We start from the raw sequence: 22447 nt of genomic DNA, 5'->3' as shown, positions 1-22447 counted from the left end.
GGCCGGGGCGCCGCGGCCGCCGCGGCCGCGCCCGTCACCGCGCCGCCGCCCCCGCAGCAGCCGCCGCCCGCGCCGTCCCGGGCGCCCTTCGCCGTCACGCCCGACGCGGGTCCCGTGCGGCTGGCCGGGGCGAAGGTGCCGATCGGGCCCGGGCCGCGGGTGGCCGACGCCCGCGGCCCCGGCGCCGTGCCCCGCGACTCCGGACTCGCCGCCTCCTGGTCGCGGTCCTCGGCCCACCGGGCCGGCAGCAACGGCGTCGACCCGGCGGCCGCCGCGGTCCCCGCGCCCGCCCCGGCGCCCGACGCGAGCCCCGCGTCGTGGCGGCCGTGGCGGTTCCGGATGTCCAACGACGTCTGGGGCACCCCCGCCGTCGCGGGCAACCTGGTCTACGTGACCTCCTTCGAGGTGCACGCCCTCGACGTCGGCACCGGCCGCCGCAGCTTCAAGACCCGGGACGTCGCCTGGTCCATGGCGGTCGCGGACGGCCGCATCCACGCCTCCGACGGCCCCACGCTCTACGCCCTCGACGGCGCCGACGGCTCCGACCTCTGGCGCCTTTCGACCGATGCCTGGGTGTACTCCCTCCAGGCCGACCGCGGCACGGTCGTCACCGGCACGCGCGGCGGCGGCGTCCAGGCCTGGGAGGCGGTCAACGGCGAGAAGCTCTGGGAGATCACCGGCGCCCAGACCGACTTCGAGACCCCCGAGGCCGGGCCGCTCGTCATCGACGGCACGGTGTACGTCTGGAAGGGTGCCCGGCTGCGGGCGCTGGAGGCGCGGACCGGCGACGAACGCTGGTCCTACCCCGTGGGCGACGCGGCCTCTTGCGGCGGCGTACCGGTACGGCTCACGCAGGCGCAGGACGGCTATGTGTACGTGGCCGCCGGCACCCGCGTCCTCGCCATCGACGTGATCAGCGGGCACGTCCGCTGGCACTTCGAGGCACCGGCCGCCTTCCTCTGCCCGCCCGCCTTCGCGCCCGGACCCGCCGTGACGGGCGGCGGCGTCTACCTCGCCGACTACCTCGGCACGGTCTACGCCCTCGACGCGACGGACGGCCGCGACCGCTGGCGCATCGCCACGGAGTCCCGCTCCTCGATCGAACCGGTCCTCGTCGCGGACGGCCACGTCCACGTGGGCAGCGGCAAGGGCCTCTACACCCTCGACGCGGTCACGGGCACGCCGAAGTGGCGCTTCCAGGCGGGCGGCGAAGTTGTCGGCGCGCCCGTCGTCGCCGACCGGCGCATCCACTTCGGCTCCACCGACCACCTGCTCTACACCCTGAAGGCCGACGACGGCCGCCTCCGCTGGAAGCTGGCCACGGGCGGGGAGATCACCGGGGCGCCGGTCGTGCGGGACGGCGTCGTCTACGCATGCAGCAAGGACCGCTGCGTGTACGCGCTGGACGCGGAGCGGGGTACGGGGACGTCACCCAGGTAGGAGTGGCGCCGGGTGGCCCCGCCCGCTCACCGCTCCGGTCACCGCTCCGGGGGCTTCGGCCAGGACGGGGGCGTCGACGGGGGTGCCGACGGGGGCGGGGTCTGGGGCCAGCTGGCTGTGTCCGCCTCCGCGTCCGCGCCCGTGGCTGTGTCCGTGTCGCTCGTTGGCGGTGCGGTGGGAGGCTGGTGGTACGGGGGCTGGTCCTGGTACGGGCGGGGGTCTTGGGTCTCGTACGGGTACGGGGGCGGTTCTTGTGCCCCGTACGGGTACGGCTCCGGGTCCGCGTACGCGCCCGAGGCCGGTCCCGTGGCCGCCGGTTCCATGACCTCCGGTTCCCGGCGCCCGCGCCCGCGCGCCCGGGAGCCGCGCCGCGCACGTCCGCTCATGAGCGCCGCGCCGAGCAGCAACAGCACGCCGCCGCCGAGGCTGCCGAGCAGCCCCTGGCCCAGACCCGAGCCGTCGCCCGCGACGGCCAGACCGCCTTCCGCCTGACCCTGCCGGACCATCCACAGCACCGTGAAACCGAGCACGAGCACGCCCGCGAGCGCCACCAGGAGCCGGGACCGCAGCACCAGGCCGACCAGCGTGAGCAGCGCCGCGAAGGCGAACGGCAGGAAGAGGGAGCCGAAGAGCTCCGCCCCCGCGCCGGTGATGCCGCCGCCGGAGAACAGCTCCTCGATGCGGAAGTCACGCCCGTGACGGCCGTCGTACCAGGCTCGGAAGGGGCTCCATACGGCGGCCGTCGCTCCGATGAGAGCGAGGACCGACCCGACGACGTTGCGGATCATGGCGGGCTGCCTCCTGGGCGTGCGTCTCGCTCTGCGCATCCGTACGCGGCTCTCAAGATCGACGCTACGCCGGGTGCGTGCCCCCCGCCAGGTGGCCAGACTGGCCCCCATGGACGAGGAAGAACGACACCGCGCGCAGGAAGAACGACACCGCGCGCACCTGCGGGCCTGGTGGTCGCACCGCCAGGGCCTCGACGGCAGCCTCATCGGCGCCGCCCCCGCCGACGTCCTGGCCCGTACCGGCTGGGCCCGCTCCGTCGGGGGCTCCGGCCCCTATCTGGGCCTGCGCGCCCGCTGCGGCGCCTCCCGGGAGGAGGTCGACGGCGCGGTCGCGCGGCTCGACATCCACGAGCTGCCCTCCGCCCGCGGCTGTGCCTACGTACTGCCCGCCGTCGACTTCGCCCTCGGCCTCACCGTCGGCGCCCACGCCCCGGAGGCCGAGGCCCGGCAGGCCGCGAAGCATCTGGGGGTCACCTCGGGTGAGCTGGACGACCTGTGCGCGGCCGTGCACGACGCCCTCGGTGACGTACCGCTGGACCCCGCGAGGATCAAGGCCGCCACGGGCGGCGCCGTGCGCGCTCTCGGCCCCGAGGGCAAGAAGCGCGGGCTCGGCACGACCCTGCCGCTCGCCCTCGGACTGCTGCAGGCGCGCGGCCGGATCCGCCGCGTCCCGGTGAGCGGCCGCCTCGACCAGCAGCGGTACGGATACGTCGTCTGGGACCTCGATCTGGGCGACCGCACCCCCGAGACCGCCCGCGCCGAACTCGCCCGCCGCTACTTCGACTGGGCGGCCCCGGCCTCGCTCGCGCACTTCCGGTGGTTCTCCGGTCTCACCGCGGCGGCCGCCAAGGCCGCGGTCGCCGGGCTCGGCCTCGTCGACGTGGGCGACGGGCTGCTGATGCCGCCCGGCCTTCTCGACGACTTCGAGGCTTTCACCGCGCCCGCCGACCCCTCGTACGCCCTGCTCGCCGGCGTCGACGGCATCCACCTCCTGCACCGCGACTTCGGCCGGATCGTCGAACCGGCCGACGCGGAAGGGGAGTTCGGCGGCAAGCGGCTCGGCGGCCTGGCCGACGCGCCCGCGCACATGATCGTCGACCGGGGGCGGCTCGTCGGGCTCTGGGAGTACGACGTCGGGGCGGAGGTGGTGGTGTGGCGGGTCTTCGGCGGAGGGCGGCGGGGGAAGGGCGATGCCGCGCTGCGTGCGGCGGTCGCCGCCACCGAGGCCTTCGTGCGCGACGAACTCGGCGATGCGCGCTCCTTCAGCCTCGACTCCCCCAGGAGCCGGGAGCCGCGCGTCGCGGAGCTGCGGGACTGAGATCCTGTCTGTGAACCCGCGCCTGCGCGGCGACGCCCGGCGGCCGTGCGTGGTGCGTCATCTCGTGCGGAAGCCGCCGCTGCGGCGGGTGGCGAACAGGGCCGCCTGGCGGTCCGGCGGCAGGTTCCCCAGCGTGATCAGGTGGGGCGCGTGCGCCAGTCCCTGGGTGCGGGCCGCCTCCTTCGCCGACCAGAGAGCCCGTACGGTGCCCTGCACCGCCTCGGTGGGGTACGAGGCGATGGTCGCGGCAGCCAGGACGGCCGCCGCCAACGCGCCACCTGTGGGCGTCAGTTCGGAGACCAGGCCCGTCTCGTACGCGCGGCGCGCGGAGATCCGCTCGGCCGTGCCCATCAGCGCCATCCTGGCGACCTCGCCGAACGGCATGCGCTGGGCCATGTGGACCGACTCGTACGCGCTGACCATCCCGTACGTGGTGTGCGGGTCGAAGAACGTGGCGTGCTCGTCGGCGACGACGAACTCGGCCTCGCCGATGAGGTAGAAGGCGCCGCCGCACGCCATGCCGTTGACCGCGGCGATCACCGGCTTCCAGAGGTCGTTCGCCTTCGGGCCGATCGTGCGGAGCGGATCGTCGATCGTGTACGGGGAGGCGGGCTGGGGGACCTCCGCGGCGCGGTCGATGCCGGAGCAGAAGGCCTTCTCGCCCGCCCCCGTCACGACCACCGCCCGGACGGTGTCGTCGTGGCGGAACCGCCGCCAGGTGGCGGTCAGTTCGGCGGCCGTGTCGAGGTCGATCGCGTTGTGGCGCTGCGGCCGGTCCAGGGTGAGAACCGCCACGCCCGTCTCCTCGTCGACCGCCGTGCGCAGCCCTGGCCCCGGCGCCGGTGTCACCCCCGGCGGCGGTGTCACGGCCGCTCCAGGATCCAGCGCGGGACGACGACGCCGCCGACGTCCGCGAAGACGGCCTGCACCTTCGCGCCGATGCGCAGCCGTTCCCGGGGCACGGAGTTCAGGGCTGCGTCGGGGGCGGCGACGAGGTTGCCGACGAGGCGGATGCGGGGGGCGTCGGCGAGTTCGACGACGATCGCGTTGTAGCCCGGCTGCGCGGCGTAGGCGGGCAGGAGGGGCGGGTGCGGGAGGACGTAGGACCAGATGCGGCCGCGGCCGCTCATCCTGCGCCATTCGCTGTCGAAGGACTGGCAGTGGGGGCAGCAGGGTCTGGGCGGGAAGCGGAGTGCGCCGCAGGGGGTGCAGGCTTGTACGCGGAGTTCGCCCTGGGCGGCGTGGAACCAGAAGGGCGCGCCGTCGTCGTCGATGGTGGGGGTGAGGAGGGTCTCGGCCGGTGTCGCGTCTGCCATGTGGGTGTCCCTTGCCGGGTGCGGGCTTCTTAGTGGCTGGTCGCGCAGTTCCCCGCGCCCCTTAAGGGGCTCGTTGCCGGGCGCGGGTCTCTTTGTGGTTGGTCGCGCAGTTCCTCGCGCCCCTTAAGGGGCGCGGCCCCCATCAGGGCGACCGGAGCAGGATCGCCGATGTCGGGACGCCCTCACCCGCCGTCACCAGGCAGGTCGACGCGTTCGGGACCTGGGCCGTGCTCGTGCCCCGGAGTTGTTTGACGCCCTCGTTGATGAGGTTGAAGCCGTGGACGTAGGCCTCGCTGAGGCCGCCGCCTCCCGTGTTGATCGGCAGGCGGCCGCCGCTCTCCAGCGCGCCGCCCTCCGTGAAGGCCCCGCCCTCGCCACGGCCGCAGAATCCGTAGCCCTCCAGGGAGAGCGGGATGAGCGGGGTGAACGCGTCGTAGATCTGGGCGACGTCCACGTCCTGCGGGCCGAAGTCCGCCTCTTTCCACAGGTGTCGGGCGGCCGTCCAGGCGGGCCCGGAGAGCGGGTCGTCGTTCCAGTAGTTGACCATGCCGTGGTGCTGGGCGGGCAGGCCCTGGGCGACGGAGTGGACGTACACCGGCCGCTGCCGGCAGTCGCGCGCCCGCTCGGCCGGGACGATCACGCAGGCCAGCGCACCGTCCGTCTCCAGGCAGTTGTCGAAGAGGCAGAGCGGCTCGCTGATCCAGCGGGACGTCATATACATGTCGCGGGTCAGCGGGCGTTCGTACATCATCGCGGCCGGGTTCTGGTTGGCGCGGTTGCGGCAGGCGAGGGCGACGTTGAAGAGATGGTCGCGGGTCGTGCCGTACTCGTGCATGTGGCGGCGGGCCAGCATCGCGATCTCGTCGGCGGGGCGGAGCAGGCCGAAGGGGCGCGTCCACTGGGCGGGCGTGGGGAGTTGGACCGCGGTGTTCTTCCAGGGGCGCGGGCCGCTGCCGCGTTTGCGGGAACGCCAGGCGACGCCGACGGACGCCTGTCCGGTGGCGACGGCGGCGGCGAGGTGGGCGACGGTCGCGCACGAACCGCCGCCGCCGTAACCGACCTTGCTGAAGAAGGTCACGTCGCCCGCCCCGACGGCCTTGGCGACCTCGACCTCGTCGGTCTCCTCCATCGTGTACGAGGCGAAGGCGTCGACCTCGGACGGGGCGATACCGGCGTCGGCGAGCGCGGCGACGATGGCACGGCACGCCAATTCCTTCTCGCTCTGCGGGAGTTGCTTGGCGAAGGGGGTCTGTCCTATCCCCACTATCGCGGTAGCGTCCTTGAGTGAAGCCATGGGCAGCGGCACCTCCGGATTGCGGGCCCTGTAGCGGTCCGACGCCATGCCGCAGGCGCGTCCGGCCTGCTGACAGGGCGTCAGGGTACCGCTAATCTGACGGGCAGTCAGCTACACGTCGGGAGGGGCTTGCGATGCGCGGCGACCTGGAGTGGGGCAGCATCCCGGGACTGGTGCGGGCGGCCGCCGAGCGGTACGGGCCGCGCGAGGCGGTCGTCGAGGGCCGCACCCGCGTCTCGTACCGGGAACTGGGCGAGCGCGTGGAGCGGGCCGCGGCCGCCTGCATGGCAAGCGGCGTCGAACCCGGCGACCGCGTCGCCGTCTGGGCGCCGAACACCCTCGACTGGATCGTCTCCGCACTCGGCGCGGTCTCGGCCGGCGCGGTCCTCGTCCCCCTCAACACCCGCTTCAAGGGCGCGGAGACGGCGTACGTCCTGGCACGCAGCCGCGCCAAGCTCCTCTTCATCACGGGCACGTTCCTCGGCACCTCCTACGTCGCCTCGCTGCGGCGCGCGGCGGCCGAGGGACCCGGGGACGGCCCGCTGCCCGGCCTGCCGCACCTGGAGCAGGTCGTCGTGCTCTCCGACGACGCCCCGCAGTCCTTCCGGACCTGGAAGGACTTCCTGGCGAGCGGCGACCCGGTGTCCGGTGGCGCGGTCCGCACCCGCGCGGAGTCGGTCGACGGCGCCGCGCCCTCGGACATCATCTTCACGTCCGGCACCACGGGCCGCCCCAAGGGCGCCGTGATCACCCACGCCCAGACCCTGCGCTGCTACGACGTGTGGAGCGATCTGGCCGGGCTGCGCGAGGGCGACCGCTATCTGATCGTGAACCCGTTCTTCCACACCTTCGGCTACAAGGCGGGCATCATCGCCTGCCTGATGCGGGGCGCGACGATGGTCCCGCAGCCCGTCTTCAACGTCGACACCGTCCTCGCCAACGTCGCCGCGGAACGCATCTCGGTCCTGCCGGGACCGCCCACCCTGCACCAGTCGATCCTCGACCACCCCTCGCGCGACCAGCACGACCTGTCCGCGCTGCGGCTCGTGGTGACCGGCGCCGCGGTGGTGCCGCTGCAGCTGGTGGAACGGCTGCGGGCGGAGCTGCGGATCGCCACCGTCCTGACGGCGTACGGCCTCTCGGAGGCGAGCGGCATCGTCACGATGTGCCGGCGCGGCGACCCGGTCGAGGTCGTCGCGGCGACGTCGGGGCGGGCCATCCCCGACACGGAGGTACGGGTGGTGACGCCCTCGGGGGAGCCGCTGGCGCCGGGCCGCCCGGGTGAGATCCTCGTCCGCGGCCACCACGTCATGCAGGGCTACTTCGAGGACCCGGCGGGGACGAAGCAGTGCGTGACGCCCGACGGGTGGCTGCGCACGGGTGACGTGGGCGTCCTCGACACGGAGGGCAACCTCCGCATCACGGACCGGATCAAGGACATGTTCATCGTCGGCGGTTTCAACGCCTACCCCGCAGAAATAGAGCAGCTCCTCGGCACGCACCCCGGCGTGGCGGACGTGGCGGTGATCGGGGTGCCGGACCCGCGGCTCGGCGAGGTCGGCAAGGCGTACGTGGTGCGGCGCCGGGGATCGGTGGTGACGGCGGACGACCTGATCGCCTGGGCCCGCCGGGAGATGGCGAACTACAAGGTCCCGCGCGGGGTCGAGTTCGTGGCGGAACTGCCGAGGAACGCGAGCGGGAAGGTGGTCAAGGGGGAGTTGCGGGGCCGGGCCGCCGGATAGGCGTAGCTCCCCCCCCGTAAGGAAATCCGTGGACGGGCCCGCGGCAGACCACTTAGTGTGTGGCTCCACGCCCTGAGACGGATGGAAGGAGGCGAGTGCCGTGCGGTTCACACCTTTCCAGCGCTCCCTCTTTCCGCTGTCCCGGCGTGGTTCGTGAGTTCTGACCGGGAGCGCTCCAAGCAGCCTGTATCCCGGAGGAATCCATGACCGATACGGTCATCCGCGCGCTCTCCGCGAGCGACGCCCATCTCTTCGACGCACTCCCCGACCCCCTGGGCGCCCGTGAAGGCCATCGGCGTACCCGGTTCCGCCCCGACTGGAAGCGCGTCGCCCTGCGCGACGGCGAGGTCGTCGCACGCGGCGCGTGGTGGGGCGGCCCCGACGACTCGGAGCCCGTGAACATCAACTGGTTCGACGTGGCCGAGGGCGAGGAGGAGGCCGGGGCCCAGCTCCTGCGCTCCGCTCCCTGGCAGGTCGAACTCGAGATCAACCTGCCGGGCGACTGGCGGGAGAAGGCCGGCCTGCGTGCCGGTGCCGAGTCGCGCTTCGCCGCCGCACGAGCCGCAGGGTACGAACTCCTGGTGGAGCGCCTCGTGTACCGCTGGACCCCGGAGCGAGGTCTGCCCGAGCGGCCCGGACGCCTGCGCTTCAGCGCCGAACCCGACGACGCCGTGTTCTTCGACGCGTTGCGCCGCATCCACTCCGTCACCCTGGACGCCCACGCGCTCAGGGCCATCGGGGAGGGCGGCCTCGACCAGGTCGCCCAGCAGGAACTCGACTTCTTCCACTGGTGCCCCTCCCCTCGGGAGTGGTGGCAGATCGCGCACACGTCGGAGGGCGACCTGGCCGGCATCCACATCCCGGCCCACAACCCCTCCGGCCCGACCATCGGCTTCATCGGAGTCGTCCCGGAACAGCGCGGTCGCGGCTACGCCTACGACCTCCTCGCGGAGTGCACCCATCTCCTCGTCGAGCAGGGCGCGGAGTTCATCGGCGGAGCGACGGACCGGGGCAACTTCCCCATGGCCGCGAACTTCGCCAAGGCCGGCTTCCCCGTCGTCAGCGAGCGCATCAACTTCCACCCGGCGGGCCTAGCGGCCTAGCGGCCTAGCGAGGAGTAGCAGCACGCACTGAGGGGTCCGGTCCGAGGGCAGGTCCGGGCCCCTTGTCGGCGACATGCGGGCAGCTGTCGGAGCAGGTTCATGACTCTGCCACGGCCGTCCCGAGCCTCGGCAACGGCGCTGTGCGCGACTCTGCAACGATGGCGCGATGCACACCGCACGACCGGGCTCCGGCCCTCACCCCCGCCCCCGGATCCTCTTCGTCACGGACCTCGCCTACCAGGCGAAGGGCCGCCGCTACTGCGACGAGGACATCCACCTCACCGCCCGCCTCCGCGAGGACTTCGACGTGGCCCTGTGCCACCCGCTGGACGCGGCGCCCCTGATGGAGAGCGGCGCGTTCGACACGGTGATGGTCCGCAACAGCGGCCCGGCCCTCAACTACCAGGCGCAGTGGGACGACTTCAGGGAACGAGCGGCGCGCGGCGGCTTCCGCGTCTACAACCAGCTGACCGGCAAGGCCGACATGGTCGGCAAGCAGTACCTGCTCGACCTCACGGCGGCCGGCTACCCGGTGATCCCCACGGTCGACGACCCCGGGGAGACGGACCGCCTCCCGGCGACGGACACGTACGTGGTCAAGCCGAAGGCGGGTGCGGACTCGATAGGCCTGGAGTTCGTGCCGAGAGACCGCATCGGGGCGCTCTCGAACGCGTCCCGGGGGCCCGGCGGCTCCGGGGTCCTGATCCAGCCGCGCATCGACTTCACGTACGAGGTCTCGTTCTACTTCGTCGACCGGACCTTCCAGTACGCCCTGCACGCCCCCGACCCCGCCCGCCGCTGGCACCTGGAGAGCTACGCCCCCGCCCCCGCCGATCTGGCCTTCGCCCAGCACTTCGTCGACTGGAACGCGATCGACCACGGCATCCAGCGCGTCGACGCGTGCCGAGCACCGTCCGGTGACCTGCTCCTGGTCGAGCTGGAGGACCTCAACCCGTACCTGTCCCTGGACCTCCTCGACGAGGAGACGCGGGACGCGTTCGTCGCGGCGGTGAAGAGGTCCCTGTCGGCCCACCTGTCGCTCTGACGCCCGGCGGAAGGGGGCCGAGCGGTGTGCTCGGCCCCCTTGGAGGTGGTGCGGTGCCTGCCCCTGAGTCAGTCCTGCGGGGGAGCCGGTATGTGGCCGTCGCCCAGCGGGCCGGTGGGCACGTGGCTGTCCTGCGCGGCGATCGGCGTGTGGCTGTCACCGGGCGGGTTCGGGGCGTGGCTGTCGGCGAGTGCCGGGGCCGCGGCTCCGCCTGCGGTGGCCGCCGCGATGGCGGCGCTGACGAGGAACCTCTTGGCGCGTGTCATTCCAACTCCTCTGACGGGGTGGACTTGCAACGTCGAACGACCTTACTGACGAGGCGACCGAACGTTCGATTCCGCCGACGGCGGGGCGCGATCGTCGTCCCTCTGCTGGTACCCGGTTCTGGACATACGTCGGCCGCGGCGGCTTCCCCTCCGCGCCGCCGCGGCCGACCCCCGTCGGAAATGAAGTCTTTAGGCGTCCGTGGCCGGCGGGGCCGGCTGGTGGCTGTCGTCCAGGAGAGCCGGGGGCGCCGGCTGGTGGCTGTCGCCCTGGGTCGTGATCTTGCCGTCCTTGGGCGGGGCGGGCTGGTGGCTGTCCCCCATGGTGGTGATGTCCTGCTTCTTCGTGGCGTCGCTCATGGTCGTACTCCCATGGAATAGACGGTTCGCTGGGGCAGAACGCCCATTCGGCAACTCCCCCGAGGGTCGCCGAACGGGCGTTCCAGGGCCGCTCACCTTATCTGTGAGGCCCAAGGCGACCCGTCTGCCCCCCGACGCGACGGATCGTTGAGTAGAGAGTGGCATCAGCCCATAAACGTTCGATGAACGCCCCGAGCGCCCCCCCGTCAGGCTGCCGCGATCGGATGCAGGAGTTCCCGGACTTCCTCCGCCTCCGCCGTTCCCGCGCCGCTGTGCAGGGCCAGTGCTTCGAGCCAGCAGGCCCGGGCCCGGTCGACCTGCCCGAGGCTGTCGAGGGACCTGCCCAGCAGGGTCAGCACGTTGGCGCGCATCCAGTCGCCCCCGATGCATCCTGTGGTGAGGGCCTGCTCCGCGTGCTGTGCCGCCTGGGCCGGGCGGCGGTCCGAGAGGTGGACCTGCGCGATGCGGTAATGGGTGGTCCCCTCCCACAGGCGCTGACGGTTCTCCGCGAACACCACCAGGGCTTGGTTGAGCTGATCCAGCGCCTCCGAGAAGCGCTTCGCGTGGGTGAGGGCGATCCCCAGGGCGTACCGGGCGTTGGCGAGGCGGAAGGTGAGACCGAGCTCGTCGTAGATGGCCATCCCCTGCCTGACGAGCTCGATCGCCGCGGAGGTGTGGCCCATCGAGTCGAGGCTCCGGGAACGGTTGCACAGGGCGCTGGCTTCGCCCGGGCGGTTGCCGTCCGCGCGGAACGCTTCGATCGCTGTGACCAGGAAGGCCTCGCCCGCAGCGTGCTGGTTCATGCAGTTCGCGATGATCCCCTGCTCGTTGGGGGCGTTGCCGCAGGTCCAGGGGTCACCCGACTCCCTGCCGAGCTCCGCGGCGCGGCGCGCCTCCGCCGCGGCCCTCTCGAAGCGCCCCGCGTTGTTGAGGACCTGCGTGAGCGTGACCCTCGCCCGGCCCTCCGCATGCGCGTCCCCCAAGGAGGCGGCCGCGTCCCGGGCGGCCGATGTGGCCAGTTCATAGCGGAGCGAACTCGCCCCGGACTCCGTCAGGTCCTTGGACGCAAGGAGCAGATCCACCGCCCGCCGCAGCGTCCGCGGCCCCAGGGACTGCTGCACGCACGCCAGGATGCAGGCCGCCTCCGAGTGGAGCCAGTCCAGGGCCTTCGTGTCGTCCGTGAAGTCCTGGCCCGCGTGCTGCGTGATCTCCAGATGGTCCACCGTCCGGTCCCCCGGCCGCTCGATCGCATAGACCCGCGCCGCCGACGCCAGATAGAAGTCCAGGAGGCGCGACATCGCCGCGTCCCGCTCGCCCGGGGGCTGTTCGTCGCGTTCGGCGCACGAACGCGCGTAGAGGCGTACGAGGTCGTGGTAGCGGTAGCGGCCCGGTGCCGCCGACTCCACCAGGGACGTGTCGACCAGGGATTCCAGGAGGTCCTCGGTCTCGTCGAGCGGCAGGTCGAGGACCGCCGCGGCGGCCGCGAGGGAGAGGTCGGGGCCGTCCGCGAGGCCGAGGAGGCGGAACGCCCGCGCCTGGGCCGGCTCCAGCTGGCCGTAGCCCAGTTCGAACGTCGCCTTGACCGCGAGGTCGCCCGCCTGGAGCTCGTCCAGGCGGCGCCGCTCGTCGGCGAGCTTCGCCGCGAGCGTGGAGACCGTCCAGGTGCGGCGCGCCGCCAGGCGGGACGCCGCGATCCGGATGGCGAGCGGCAGGAAACCGCACGCCGCCACCACGTCGAGGGCCGCCTCGCGCTCCGAGGTGACGCGCTCCTCGCCGACGATGCGGGTGAAGAGCAGGAGCGCCTCCTCGGGGGACATCACGTCCAGGTCCACCAGGTGCGCGCCCGCGAGATCCACCATGCGCACCCGGCTCGTCACCAGCGCCGCGCACCCCTCCATGCCCGGCAGCAGCGGCCTGACCTGGGCCGCGTCGCGGGCGTTGTCCAGGAGGACGAGGATCCGGCGGCCGTCCAGGACCGAGCGGTACAGGGCCGCGCGCTCCTCCAGGGAGTCCGGGATCGCCGAGTCGGCCGTGCCGAGGGCGCGCAGGAAGGCGCCCAGGACCGTCTCCGGCTCCGCCGCCCGCGCGCCCGCGCCCTGCAGGTCCACGTACAGCTGACCGTCGGGGAAGTGGGTCCGGGCCGCGTGGGCGACGTGGACGGCGAGGGTCGTCTTGCCCACGCCGCCGATGCCCGCGAGCGCGGAGACCGCCATCACCCGGCCCTCGGCGGCGGACAGGATGTCGCTCAGCTCGTCCACGAAGGAGCCGCGGCCCGTGAAGTCGGGGACCGTCGCGGGGAGCTGCGCCGGGCGCACCACCGTCGCCGCCGGTTCCTGGGCGGGGGCGGAGGGCTCCGCGAGCCCGGGGTCGGCCTGCAGGATGCGCTGCTGGAGCTCTTTGAGACCCGGCCGCGGGTCCACGCCGAGCTCGTCCGCGAGCAGGCGCCGCGTGTCCGCGTACACGGCCAGGGCCTCGGCCTGGCGGCCGCTGCGGTACAGGGCGAGCATCAGCAGTTCGCGCAGCCGCTCCCGCAGCGGGTGCGCCGCGGTCAGGGCCGTCAGCTCCGAGACCGCCTCCGCGTGGCAGCCCTGTTCGAGGTCCATGTCCAGGCGGGTCTCCAGGAGCTGCAGGCGCCATTCGTCGAGGCGGGTGCGCTGGGTGTCGGCGTAGGGCCCGGGCACGTTGGCCAGGGGTTCGCCGTCCCAGAGGTCAAGGGCCTGGTTGACCAGCGTGCGCGCCTGGCACAGGTCGCCGATGCTGCGGGCCTTCTCGGCGGCCGCCCAGAGGTCTTCGGCCGCGGCCAGGTCCAGGGCGCCGTCCACCGCCTGGATGGCATAGCCCCCGGACTCGCTGACGAGGACTCCCGGAGGCAGCACCTTGCGGAGCCGGGACGCGTACGTACGTACCGCTGCCAGTGCCTGCGAGGGCGGCTCCTCGCCCCAGAGGGCGTCGATCAGCTCCGCGGCGGTGGCCGTACGGCCGTCCCTCAGCAGGAGGGCCGCGAGCAGCGCCCGCTGCTGCGGGGAACCGGTGTTGAGCTGTTCCGTTCCGTGCCACGCGCGCACCGGTCCGAGCACGCTGAAGCGCGACGCCGGGACCTCGGGGGGGTGCCCCTCGGTCCGCTCCTCGGGGGTGTTCCCCGAGGCCGGACGCCGCTGCTCCGGTACTCGCGGTACATCGACCATCGCTCCCCCTGCCGCCCTGCCGTTCCCAATCCTGCCGGTCGCGGGTCTGCCCGCCCGCGTGGTGCTCCGTACTCGCCGCTCGGTTCTTGCTCCCCGCCAGTTTGCCTTGTTCATGGCGGATGCGTCAGCCGTGCGAGACGGCTCTCACAGGGTCCTCGCACGACATTCCGCATCGCTTTCCCGCCATGGGAGGCGGCCGAGTGGCCGAGGGGCGTCGGCCGGGTGGCGCCGGGGTCACGCACAGAGTCCGCGTACGAGTAGCTGACGGGTCGTCAGTTCAACGCTACCGTGGGCCACATGGAGACCATGGAGACCATGGAGAGCCCGGAAATCTTCCCGAAGATCATCTCGGTGGACGACCACACGGTCGAACCCCCCAACGTCTGGCGGGACCGGCTCCCGTCCAAGTACCAGGACCGCGGCCCCCGCATCGTCCGCGCACCCCTCAAGGAAATGACCTTCCTGGGCGGGAAGTTCGCCCCGGTGATGGGGGCGAAAGGGGATGAAGGGCCCATCGGCGACTGGTGGATCTACGAAGACCTGCACCGGCCGCTCACCCGCCTCGACACCGCCGTCGGGTACGACAGGGACGAGATCAAACTGGAGGTCATCACCTACGAGCAGATGCGGCCGGGCTCCTTCAGCGTCCCCGACCGCCTCGCCGACATGGACGTAAACCACGTCCAGTCCGCCCTCTGCTTCCCCACCTTCCCGCGCTTCTGCGGGCAGACCTTCACCGAGGCCGCGGACCGGGAGCTCGGACTCCTCGCAGTCCAGGCGTACAACGACTGGATGGTGGAGGAATGGTGCGGGCCCGAGGCCCACGGCCGCCTCATACCCCTCACCCTGATCCCCCTCTGGGACGCCGGGCTCGCCGCCGCGGAGGTGCGCCGCAACGCCGCCCGCGGGGTGCGGGCCGTCGCCTTCTCCGAGATCCCGCCCCACCTGGGACTGCCGTCCATCCACACCGACGAGTGGGACCCCTTCCTGCGCGCCTGCGACGAGACCGGCACGGTCGTCGCCATGCACATCGGCTCGTCCAGCAAGATGCCGTCCACCTCCGCGGACGCGCCGCCCGCCGTCGGCTCCACCATCACCTTCGCCAACTGCTGCTTCTCGATGGTCGACTGGCTGATGAGCGGCAAGTTCGAACGCTTCCCCGACCTCAAGATCATGTACGCGGAGGGGCAGATCGGCTGGATCCCGTACATCCTGGAGCGCGCGGACGTCGTCTGGGAGGAGAACCGGGGGTGGGGCGGCGTCGCCGACAAGGTCATGCGACCGCCGTCCGAACTCTTCGCCGAGCACGTCTACGGGTGCTTCTTCGACGACGCGTTCGGCCTGAAGAACCTCGATTCCATCGGGGTCGGGAACGTGCTCTACGAGACGGACTACCCGCACTCCGACTCCACGTGGCCGAAGTCCCGGCAGGTCGGGGAGGAGCAGATGGGTCACCTGGACGGGGACGTGGTGGACCGCATCGTGCGCCGCAACGCGATTGACCTGCTCGGTCTTTCGGCGGAGGGGTTGTGGCGTGGGGGTGCCCCCCGCTTGTGACTGGTGGGTGGGTGGGGCTCCCCTCGCCTTCCCCTGCGGGCCCACACAGGGCCGGGCGGCCTGCCGCTTCGCGGCGGAGGGGGCCGGGGGTGGGTGGGTGTCTCCCCCCGGTTTCCCCTGCGGGTACGAACAGGCCCGCCGCTTCGCGGCGGAGTTATCCCACCCGCCCACCCGTTTGCCCCGCGACGTATGGCGGGGGTAGGGGCGGGGGCGTTTGCCCCGCGACGGGTCGCACGAGAAGGAGTCAGCCCCCACCAGCCCGGCAGCCGCCCGAGCGGCCTGAGGGGGCGTGGGGGTATGTGCGCACGGAGCACCGAGCATCCTCTGGCGTCTTTGTCCGTGCAGCGTGACGCAGGGATGGCGAGTACGCACATACCCCCACGCCCCCGCCCCGACGAACCCCGCACGTGCCCAGCCGACACCAACAATGGGGACATCCATGCTCGTTCACGGAATGCAGCTTCCGATTCAGTCGCAGAGTTCCCTGTATGCCGAGGAGTGGGAGGCCACCGCCACCCCCGAAGACCTCGCCGAGATCGCCCGCACCGCCGACCGCGAGGGCTTCGCTTACATCGCGAGCTGCGACCACGTCGCCATCCCGCGCCGCCTCGCCGACGCGATGAGCACCGTCTGGTACGACCCCGTGGCCACCCTCTCCTTCCTCGCGGGCGTCACCGAGAACGTCCGCCTGATGAGTCACGTCGCCATCGTCGGCCTCCGCCACCCGCTCCTCTCCGCCAAGCAGTACGCGACCCTCGACCGGCTGAGCGGCGGCCGGCTGATCCTCGGGGTCGGAGCCGGACACGTACCGGAGGAGTTCGAGGTGCTCGGCGTCGACTTCGAGCGGCGCGGCCCCCTCCTGGACGAGACCGTCGACGCGCTGAAGGCGGCGCTCGGACCGGACGAGTACCCCGAACACCACGGTGAGCGCTACGACTTCAGCGGCCTCGGGCAGCAGCCGCGCCCCGCCCAGAACCGCGTGCCCATCTGGGTGGGCGGCTCCTCACCCGCCGCCGTCCGCCGCGCCGCGACCCGGGCCGACGGCTGGCTGCCGCAAGGCGACCCGCGGGACAAACTGCCCGCGCAGATAGCCCGGCTCAGGCGGCTGCGGGAGGAGGCGGGGGTCGATGAACCGATCACGGTCGGGGCGATCACCGAGGCCCTGTACGTGGGCGCCCCCGGCCGCCCCGTGGGCCGCCGCACGCTCACCGGCAAGCCTGACGCGATCGCCGAGTCCCTGCGGGAGTACGCGGCGATGGGCGTCGACCAGATCCAGGTGCGGTTCCGCAGCCGGAGCCGTACCGAACTCACCGACCAGATAGCGGCGTTCGCCGCGAACGTGGCTCCGCACCTCAATGAGTAGACCTCAACGACCAGCAGGGAGCACCGCATGGGCAAGCTGGACGGCCGTGTCGTCATCGTGACGGGCGCGGCACGCGGGCAGGGAGAGCAGGAGGCGCGCCTCTTCGTGGAGGAGGGCGCCAAGGTAGTCATCACCGACGTGCTGGACGACCAGGGGCAGGCTCTGGCACAGGAGTTGGGCGAGGAGTCGGCGGCGTACATCCATCTGGACGTCGGGACAGAGGCCGACTGGCAGCGGGCCGCGGCCACCGCGAAGGACAGGTTCGGGAAGATCGACGGGCTCGTCAACAACGCGGGGATCCTACGGTTCAACGAGCTGGTCAGCACCCCGCTGGAGGAGTTCGAGCAGATCATCCGGGTCAACCAGATCGGCTGCTTCCTCGGCATTCGCACCGTAGCGCCCGAGATGGCAGCGGCCGGCGGCGGCACGATCGTGAACACCGCCTCCTACACGGCGCTCACGGGCATGGCATTCGTCGGCGCGTACGCCGCGACCAAGCACGCCATCCTCGGGCTGACCCGGGTCGCCGCCCTGGAGCTCGCGGGCCGGAACATCCGGGTCAACGCCGTCTGCCCGGGGGCGGTCGACACCCCCATGACCAACCCGGCGCAGCTCGACCCGGCCGCCGACCCCGAGGCGGCCCGGGAGGCGGTCGCGGAGCTGTACAAGAAGCTGGTGCCGCTGGGGCGGATCGGGCTGCCGCAGGAGGTGGCCGCGCTGGCGCTCTTCCTGACCGGGGACGACTCGGCGTACATCACCGGGCAGCCGTTCGTCATCGACGGCGGCTGGCTCGCGGGCGTCAGCGTCGTCTGACGCTGTATCAGCTATTGACGCCCCCTCGCGCCGGTGGAACAGTCGACGCATCACGATCTGACGGGTCGTCAGCAACCGTCAGAACCTCACGAGGACGGTGAACCTCCTTGGAATTCGGTCTCTTTGTACAGGGATACGTGCCCGCCCAGCGGGCCAAGGTCGACCCCGAAGCGGAGCACAAGGCGCTCATCGAGGAGACCGAGTACGTCATCCAGGCGGACAAGTCGGGCTTCAAGTACGCCTGGGCCTCCGAGCACCACTTCCTGGAGGAGTACTCGCACCTCTCCGCCAATGACGTCTTCCTCGGGTACCTCGCGCACGCGACCGAGCGCATCCACCTGGGCTCGGGCATCTTCAACCCGCTCGCACCCGTCAACCACCCGGTGAAGGTCGCCGAGAAGGTCGCCATGCTCGACCATCTCAGCGAGGGCCGCTTCGAGTTCGGCACGGGGCGCGGCGCCGGTTCGCACGAGATCCTCGGCTTCATGCCGGGCATCACCGACATGAACCACACCAAGGAGATCTGGGAAGAGACCATCGCCGAGTTTCCCAAGATGTGGCTCCAGGACGAGTACGTCGGCTTCCAGGGAAAGCACTGGTCGCTGCCGCCCCGCAAGATCCTGCCCAAGCCGTACGGGAAGTCGCACCCGGCCATGTGGTACGCCGCCGGGTCCCCGCCCTCGTACGCGATGGCCGGGAAGAAGGGGCTCGGGGTCCTCGGCTTCAGCGTGCAGAAGGTCTCCGACATGGAGTGGGTCCTGGAGTCCTACAAGTCGGCCGTCAAGGAGGCCGAGGCCATCGGTGACTTCGTCAACGACAACGTCATGGTGACGTCGACGGCGATCTGCGCGGAGACCCACAAGAAGGCGGTCGAGATCGCGGTCGGCGGTGGGCTGAACTATCTGCAGTCGCTGCTCTTCCGCTACCACGACACCTTTCCGCGCCCCGAAGGCATCCCCGAGTGGCCCGAACTCCTCCCCGAGTACAGCGAGGAGATCATCGAGCTGCTCATCGCCGAGGAGCTGATGATCTGCGGCGACCCGGACGAGGTCCTCACCCAGTGCAAGCGGTGGGAGCAGGCGGGGGCGGATCAGCTCAGCTTCGGGCTGCCGATCGGGATCTCGCCCGAGGACACGAAGAACACGATCAAGTTGATCGGTGAGCATGTGATTCCGAAGATCGATACGGATCCGGTGCATCGGACTTCGCGGTTCCGGTCCGCCGCGGGGGCGTGAGCGCTTCTCTCCGGGCCGGCCCGGCTTCCTCTCCCGGACGGAGGCCGGGGCCCTCGCCGGGCGGGCGGCGGTGTTGTGGTTGCCGTCGCGGGGCGCTGCCCCGGACCCCGTTTGTCGCCCTGCGGGCTCGTCCTCAAACGCCGGACGGGCTGGAACCCGGGCTCGTCCTCAAACGCCGGGCGGGTTGAAATCCGGGCTCAAGCATCGCCCTGCGGGCTCGTCCTCAAACGCCGGACGGGCTGGAATGCGGGCTCGTCCCCCAGACCCCGGACGGGCTGGAACCCGGGCTCGTCCTCAAACGCCGGGCGGGCTGGAATGCGGGCTCAAGCATCGCCCTGCGGGCTCGTCCTCAAACGCCGGACGGGCTGCGCTCCCCCGACCCTCCGAAAGGAGACCTCCTCCTCATGCTCGATCACCTCATCAAGGGTGCGACCGTCGTCGACGGGACCGGTGCCCCCGCCTTCGTCGCCGATGTCGGGATACGGGACGGGCGCATCGCCGTCATCGCCGAGCCCGGTGCCGTCCGCGAGGAGGCGCGGGGGAGCGAGGACGCGCGGGGGCGTGTGCTCGCGCCCGGGTTCGTCGATCCGCATACGCATTACGATGCCCAGCTCTTCTGGGACCCGTACGCGACGCCCTCCCTCAACCACGGTGTGACGACGGTCGCGGGCGGCAACTGCGGGTTCACGCTCGCGCCGTTGCACCCCGACCGGCCCGGTGACGCCGACTACACGCGGCGGATGATGTCGAAGGTCGAGGGCATGTCGCTGGTGGCCCTGGAGGAAGGGGCGCCCTGGACGTGGAGTTCGTTCGGGGAGTATCTGGAGGCGCTGGAGGGGCGCATCGCCGTCAACGCCGGGTTCATGGTGGGGCATTGCGCGCTGCGGCGGTACGTGATGGGCGCGGACGCGGTCGGCGGGCAGCCGTCCGGCGAGCAGATGGAGGAGATGCTGCGGCTCTTCCATGGGGCGATGGACGCGGGGGCCTGGGGGTTGTCCACCACGCAGTCGTCCACGCACTCGGACGGCGACGGGCAGCCGGTGGCGTCCCGGCACGCCAGGCCCGCGGAGCTGCTCGCCCTCAGCCGTGCCGTCGCCGAGCACGAGGGGACGCAGATCGAAGCCATCGTCGCCGGGTGTCTCGACCAGTTCAGCGACGACGAGATCGAGCTGTTCGTGGAGATGAGCGCGGCGGCGGGGCGGCCGCTCAACTGGAACGTGCTCACCATCGACGCCGCCGTCCCCGAACGCGTGCCGCGCCAGCTCGCGGCGAGTGAGCGCGCCCGCAAGGCGGGCGGCCGCGTCGTCGCGCTCACCATGCCGATCCTCACGCCCATGAACATGTCGCTCGGCACGTTCTGCGCCCTCAACCTCATCCCGGGCTGGGGCGACGTGCTCGGTCTGCCCGTGCCCGAGCGGATCGCGCGGCTGCGGGACCCGGACGTCCGCGCAGGGATGCTGCGGCGCGCGGGCAGCAAGGAAGCGGGCGTCTTCCGGCGCCTGGCCCGCTTCGACCGGTACGTCATCGGAGACACGTACTCCGAGGCGAACCAGGGGCTCACCGGGCGGGTGGTCGGGGACATAGCCGCCGAGCGCGGGCAGGAACCGTTCCACTGCCTCGTGGAGATCTGCGCCAACGACGAGCTGCGGACCGTGCTGTGGCCCATGCCCACCGACAACGACCCGGACTCCTGGGCCCTGCGTGCCGAGACCTGGCAGCACGAGGACGTCATGCTGGGCGGCTCGGACGCGGGCGCGCACCTGGACCGCATGTGCGGGGCCCCGTACACGACCCGGTTCATCGGGGACTGTCTGCGCGGGCGGAAGCTGATGGGTCTTGAGCAGGCCGTGAAGATGCTCACCGATGATCCGGCGCGGCTCTTCGGGCTGCGCGAGCGGGGGCGGATCGTCGAGGGGTTCCACGCCGATCTGGTGCTGTTCGATCCCGAGCGGATCGACGCGGGCAAGGCCACGCTGGTGCACGATCTGCCCGGCGACAGCCCGCGCCTGGACTCCAAGGCGATCGGCGTCGACGCGGTCTGGGTCAACGGCGTCGAGGTGATCCGCGAGGACGTGGTGACGGGGGCCGTGCCGGGCAAGGTGCTGCGCTCCGGGCGCGACACCCGGACGGTGAGCACCAGGTGAGCGGGTCCGCGCGGGCCCGGCGGCTCTTCATCGGCGGCGAGTGGACCGAGCCCGACGGCGGGCACTACGAGGTGGTGGACCCGGCGACCGAGGAGGTCGTCGGGCTCGCGCCCGAGGCGAGTGCCGCGCAGGTGCACGAGGCGACGGCGGCGGCGCGGGAGGCGTTCGAGGGGTGGTCGCGGACGAAGCCGCAGGAGCGGGCGGCGCTCCTGGAGCGTACGGCCGCCGTCCTGCGGCGGGACTTCGACGAGTACGCCGAACTGGCCCGGGCCGAGAGCGGCGCGACGACCGGCACCGCGCGCGGCATGCAGGTGGCGGTGGCGGTGGCGCGCTTCCAGCGGTACGCGAAGGGGGCCCTCGAACCCGTCGAGCAGGGCCTGCCGCCGCAGATCAGCGACGCCGGGCCGTTCGGGAAGGCGGGCGTCGTGGGGGCGCTCGCCGTCCGGCAGCCGGTCGGTGTCGTCACCTGCGTCACCTCCTACAACAATCCCTGGGCGAACCCCGCGGGCAAGGTGGCGCCCGCCCTTGCGATGGGGAACACGGTCGTCGTGAAGCCGGCGCCGCAGGACCCGCTGTCGGTGTACGGGATGGCGGCGGCGCTGGCGGAGGCGGGGGCGCCGCCCGGGGTGGTGAACGTGGTCTCGGGCACGGACGTGGCCGTGGGCGAGGCGGCCGTCGCCTCCCCGCACGTGGACATGGTGAGCTTCACCGGCTCGACGGCCGTGGGGCAGCGCATCGGCGAGGTGTGCGGCCGCGACATGAAGCGGCAGCTGATGGAGCTGGGCGGCAAGGGCGCGGCGATCGTCCTGGACGACGCCGACCTGGACGCCGCGGTGGCGGCCATCGGGACGACGTTCTCCTTCTACAGCGGGCAGATCTGTACGGCGCCCACCCGTGTCATCGTCCAACGGGGCGTGTACGAGCGGTTGGTGGAAAAGCTCGCCGCCTATGCCGGGTATCTGAAGGTGGGGGATCCGCGCGAGCGGGGGACCGTCGTCGGGCCCGTCATCTCGGCGGCCCACCGCGACCGGATCGAGGCGTACGTCGACCTCGGCCGCAAGGAGGGGGCGCGGCTGGTCGCGGGCGGCGAGCGCCCGGCGTTCGCGAAGGGCTTCTACGTCGCGCCGACCCTCCTGGCCGACTGCACCAACGACATGCGGGTGGTCCGCGAGGAGATCTTCGGGCCGGTCGTGGCCGTCGTCCCCTTCGACGCCGAAGGACCCGATGAGGCCGAGGAGACGGCCGTCGCCCTCGCCAACGACTGCGACTACGGCCTCATCGACTCCGTGTGGTCGGGCGACGTCGCCCGCGGCTTCCGCGTGGCCCGCCGGCTGCGCGCGGGCGGCGTCGGCGTGAACACGATCGGGCGGAACATGGAGGCGCCGTTCGGCGGCTTCAAGAAGAGCGGAGTGGGGCGGGACGTGGGGTCGTACGCCCTGCACGCGTACAGCGAGTTGCAGTCGATCGTCTGGCCGGGGTGA

Annotated in this window: 18 protein-coding genes; 11 read left to right on the top strand and 7 right to left on the bottom strand. The window is 72.1% G+C overall.

The genetic code is table 11. The annotated features are described in order from the left end of the window. A partial coding sequence (locus tag ACFVYL_RS20935) for a PQQ-binding-like beta-propeller repeat protein (protein ID WP_389718173.1) occupies nucleotides 1-1440 on the top strand: 1440 nt, incomplete at its 5' end. A gap of 38 nt (nucleotides 1441-1478) precedes the next feature. Here ACFVYL_RS20935 and ACFVYL_RS20930 read toward each other — a convergent pair. Beyond that, nucleotides 1479-2228, bottom strand: a complete 750-nt coding sequence (locus tag ACFVYL_RS20930; protein WP_389718170.1) for a hypothetical protein — start codon at nucleotides 2226-2228, stop codon at nucleotides 1479-1481. A 109-nt stretch (nucleotides 2229-2337) separates the two neighbouring features. On the opposite strand from ACFVYL_RS20930, the gene ACFVYL_RS20925 reads away from it, so the two are divergent. Then, nucleotides 2338-3546 (top strand): DNA glycosylase AlkZ-like family protein, encoded by a 1209-nt coding sequence (locus tag ACFVYL_RS20925; protein ID WP_389718167.1) that lies wholly within the window; start codon nucleotides 2338-2340, stop codon nucleotides 3544-3546. A 57-nt stretch (nucleotides 3547-3603) separates the two neighbouring features. Here ACFVYL_RS20925 and ACFVYL_RS20920 read toward each other — a convergent pair whose 3' ends face one another. The 3 genes from ACFVYL_RS20920 to ACFVYL_RS20910 form a co-directional block, all read right to left on the bottom strand. Then, complete coding sequence (locus ACFVYL_RS20920) at nucleotides 3604-4371, bottom strand: enoyl-CoA hydratase/isomerase family protein (RefSeq protein WP_389718212.1); 768 nt, start codon at nucleotides 4369-4371, stop codon at nucleotides 3604-3606. Nucleotides 4372-4409: 38 nt separating this feature from the next. Beyond that, nucleotides 4410-4862 carry a Zn-ribbon domain-containing OB-fold protein gene (locus tag ACFVYL_RS20915; RefSeq protein WP_389718166.1) on the bottom strand — a complete coding sequence of 151 codons (453 nt, stop codon included), beginning with the start codon at nucleotides 4860-4862 and terminating at the stop codon, nucleotides 4410-4412. Between the two features lie 142 nt (nucleotides 4863-5004). Further along, nucleotides 5005-6156 (bottom strand): lipid-transfer protein, encoded by a 1152-nt coding sequence (locus tag ACFVYL_RS20910; protein ID WP_389718163.1) that lies wholly within the window; start codon nucleotides 6154-6156, stop codon nucleotides 5005-5007. A gap of 134 nt (nucleotides 6157-6290) precedes the next feature. On the opposite strand from ACFVYL_RS20910, the gene ACFVYL_RS20905 reads away from it, so the two are divergent. The 3 genes from ACFVYL_RS20905 to ACFVYL_RS20895 all read left to right on the top strand — a co-directional run bounded on the left by ACFVYL_RS20905 (nucleotide 6291) and on the right by ACFVYL_RS20895 (nucleotide 10046). Beyond that, on the top strand, nucleotides 6291-7898 hold the full coding sequence (locus tag ACFVYL_RS20905; protein WP_389718161.1) for a FadD3 family acyl-CoA ligase: 1608 nt from the start codon (nucleotides 6291-6293) through the stop codon (nucleotides 7896-7898). Between the two features lie 203 nt (nucleotides 7899-8101). Next, on the top strand, nucleotides 8102-9001 hold the full coding sequence (locus ACFVYL_RS20900; protein ID WP_389718158.1) for a GNAT family N-acetyltransferase: 900 nt from the start codon (nucleotides 8102-8104) through the stop codon (nucleotides 8999-9001). 166 nt (nucleotides 9002-9167) lie between these two features. After that, entirely contained in the window at nucleotides 9168-10046 is an 879-nt protein-coding gene (locus ACFVYL_RS20895; RefSeq protein ID WP_389718157.1) for a hypothetical protein, read from the top strand. Between the two features lie 68 nt (nucleotides 10047-10114). Here the strand turns inward: ACFVYL_RS20895 and ACFVYL_RS20890 are convergent, their stop codons facing one another. From ACFVYL_RS20890 to ACFVYL_RS20880, 3 genes are all read right to left on the bottom strand, one after another. Next, on the bottom strand, nucleotides 10115-10312 hold the full coding sequence (locus ACFVYL_RS20890; protein ID WP_389718155.1) for a hypothetical protein: 198 nt from the start codon (nucleotides 10310-10312) through the stop codon (nucleotides 10115-10117). 189 nt (nucleotides 10313-10501) lie between these two features. Then, the gene (locus tag ACFVYL_RS20885) at nucleotides 10502-10669 is read right to left on the bottom strand and encodes a sigma-like protein (protein WP_389718152.1); all 168 of its coding nucleotides are present in this window, start codon (nucleotides 10667-10669) and stop codon (nucleotides 10502-10504) included. Nucleotides 10670-10875: 206 nt separating this feature from the next. Next, on the bottom strand, nucleotides 10876-13854 hold the full coding sequence (locus tag ACFVYL_RS20880; RefSeq protein WP_389718150.1) for a BTAD domain-containing putative transcriptional regulator: 2979 nt from the start codon (nucleotides 13852-13854) through the stop codon (nucleotides 10876-10878). Between the two features lie 315 nt (nucleotides 13855-14169). On the opposite strand from ACFVYL_RS20880, the gene ACFVYL_RS20875 reads away from it, so the two are divergent. From ACFVYL_RS20875 to ACFVYL_RS20850, 6 genes are all read left to right on the top strand, one after another. Next, nucleotides 14170-15411 carry an amidohydrolase family protein gene (locus ACFVYL_RS20875; protein ID WP_389718210.1) on the top strand — a complete coding sequence of 414 codons (1242 nt, stop codon included), beginning with the start codon at nucleotides 14170-14172 and terminating at the stop codon, nucleotides 15409-15411. A 454-nt stretch (nucleotides 15412-15865) separates the two neighbouring features. After that, nucleotides 15866-16774: an LLM class F420-dependent oxidoreductase gene (locus tag ACFVYL_RS20870; RefSeq protein ID WP_389718147.1), complete on the top strand. Its 909-nt coding sequence runs from the start codon at nucleotides 15866-15868 to the stop codon at nucleotides 16772-16774. Nucleotides 16775-16801: 27 nt separating this feature from the next. Beyond that, the gene (locus ACFVYL_RS20865) at nucleotides 16802-17587 is read left to right on the top strand and encodes an SDR family NAD(P)-dependent oxidoreductase (RefSeq protein ID WP_389718144.1); all 786 of its coding nucleotides are present in this window, start codon (nucleotides 16802-16804) and stop codon (nucleotides 17585-17587) included. A 107-nt stretch (nucleotides 17588-17694) separates the two neighbouring features. After that, nucleotides 17695-18822: an LLM class flavin-dependent oxidoreductase gene (locus ACFVYL_RS20860; RefSeq protein WP_389718142.1), complete on the top strand. Its 1128-nt coding sequence runs from the start codon at nucleotides 17695-17697 to the stop codon at nucleotides 18820-18822. Nucleotides 18823-19226: 404 nt separating this feature from the next. Next, on the top strand, nucleotides 19227-20966 hold the full coding sequence (locus ACFVYL_RS20855) for an amidohydrolase family protein (RefSeq protein WP_389718140.1): 1740 nt from the start codon (nucleotides 19227-19229) through the stop codon (nucleotides 20964-20966). Continuing rightward, nucleotides 20963-22447 (top strand): aldehyde dehydrogenase family protein, encoded by a 1485-nt coding sequence (locus ACFVYL_RS20850; RefSeq protein ID WP_389718137.1) that lies wholly within the window; start codon nucleotides 20963-20965, stop codon nucleotides 22445-22447. The genes ACFVYL_RS20855 and ACFVYL_RS20850 overlap by 4 nt, the downstream gene beginning before the upstream one ends.

The sequence above is a fragment of the Streptomyces sp. NPDC058308 genome (assembly GCF_042880275.1).
Taxonomy (GTDB): Bacteria; Actinomycetota; Actinomycetes; order Streptomycetales; family Streptomycetaceae; genus Streptomyces.
Note: the sequence above shows the minus strand (reverse complement) of the source record. Positions and strands in the feature narration are given on the sequence as shown.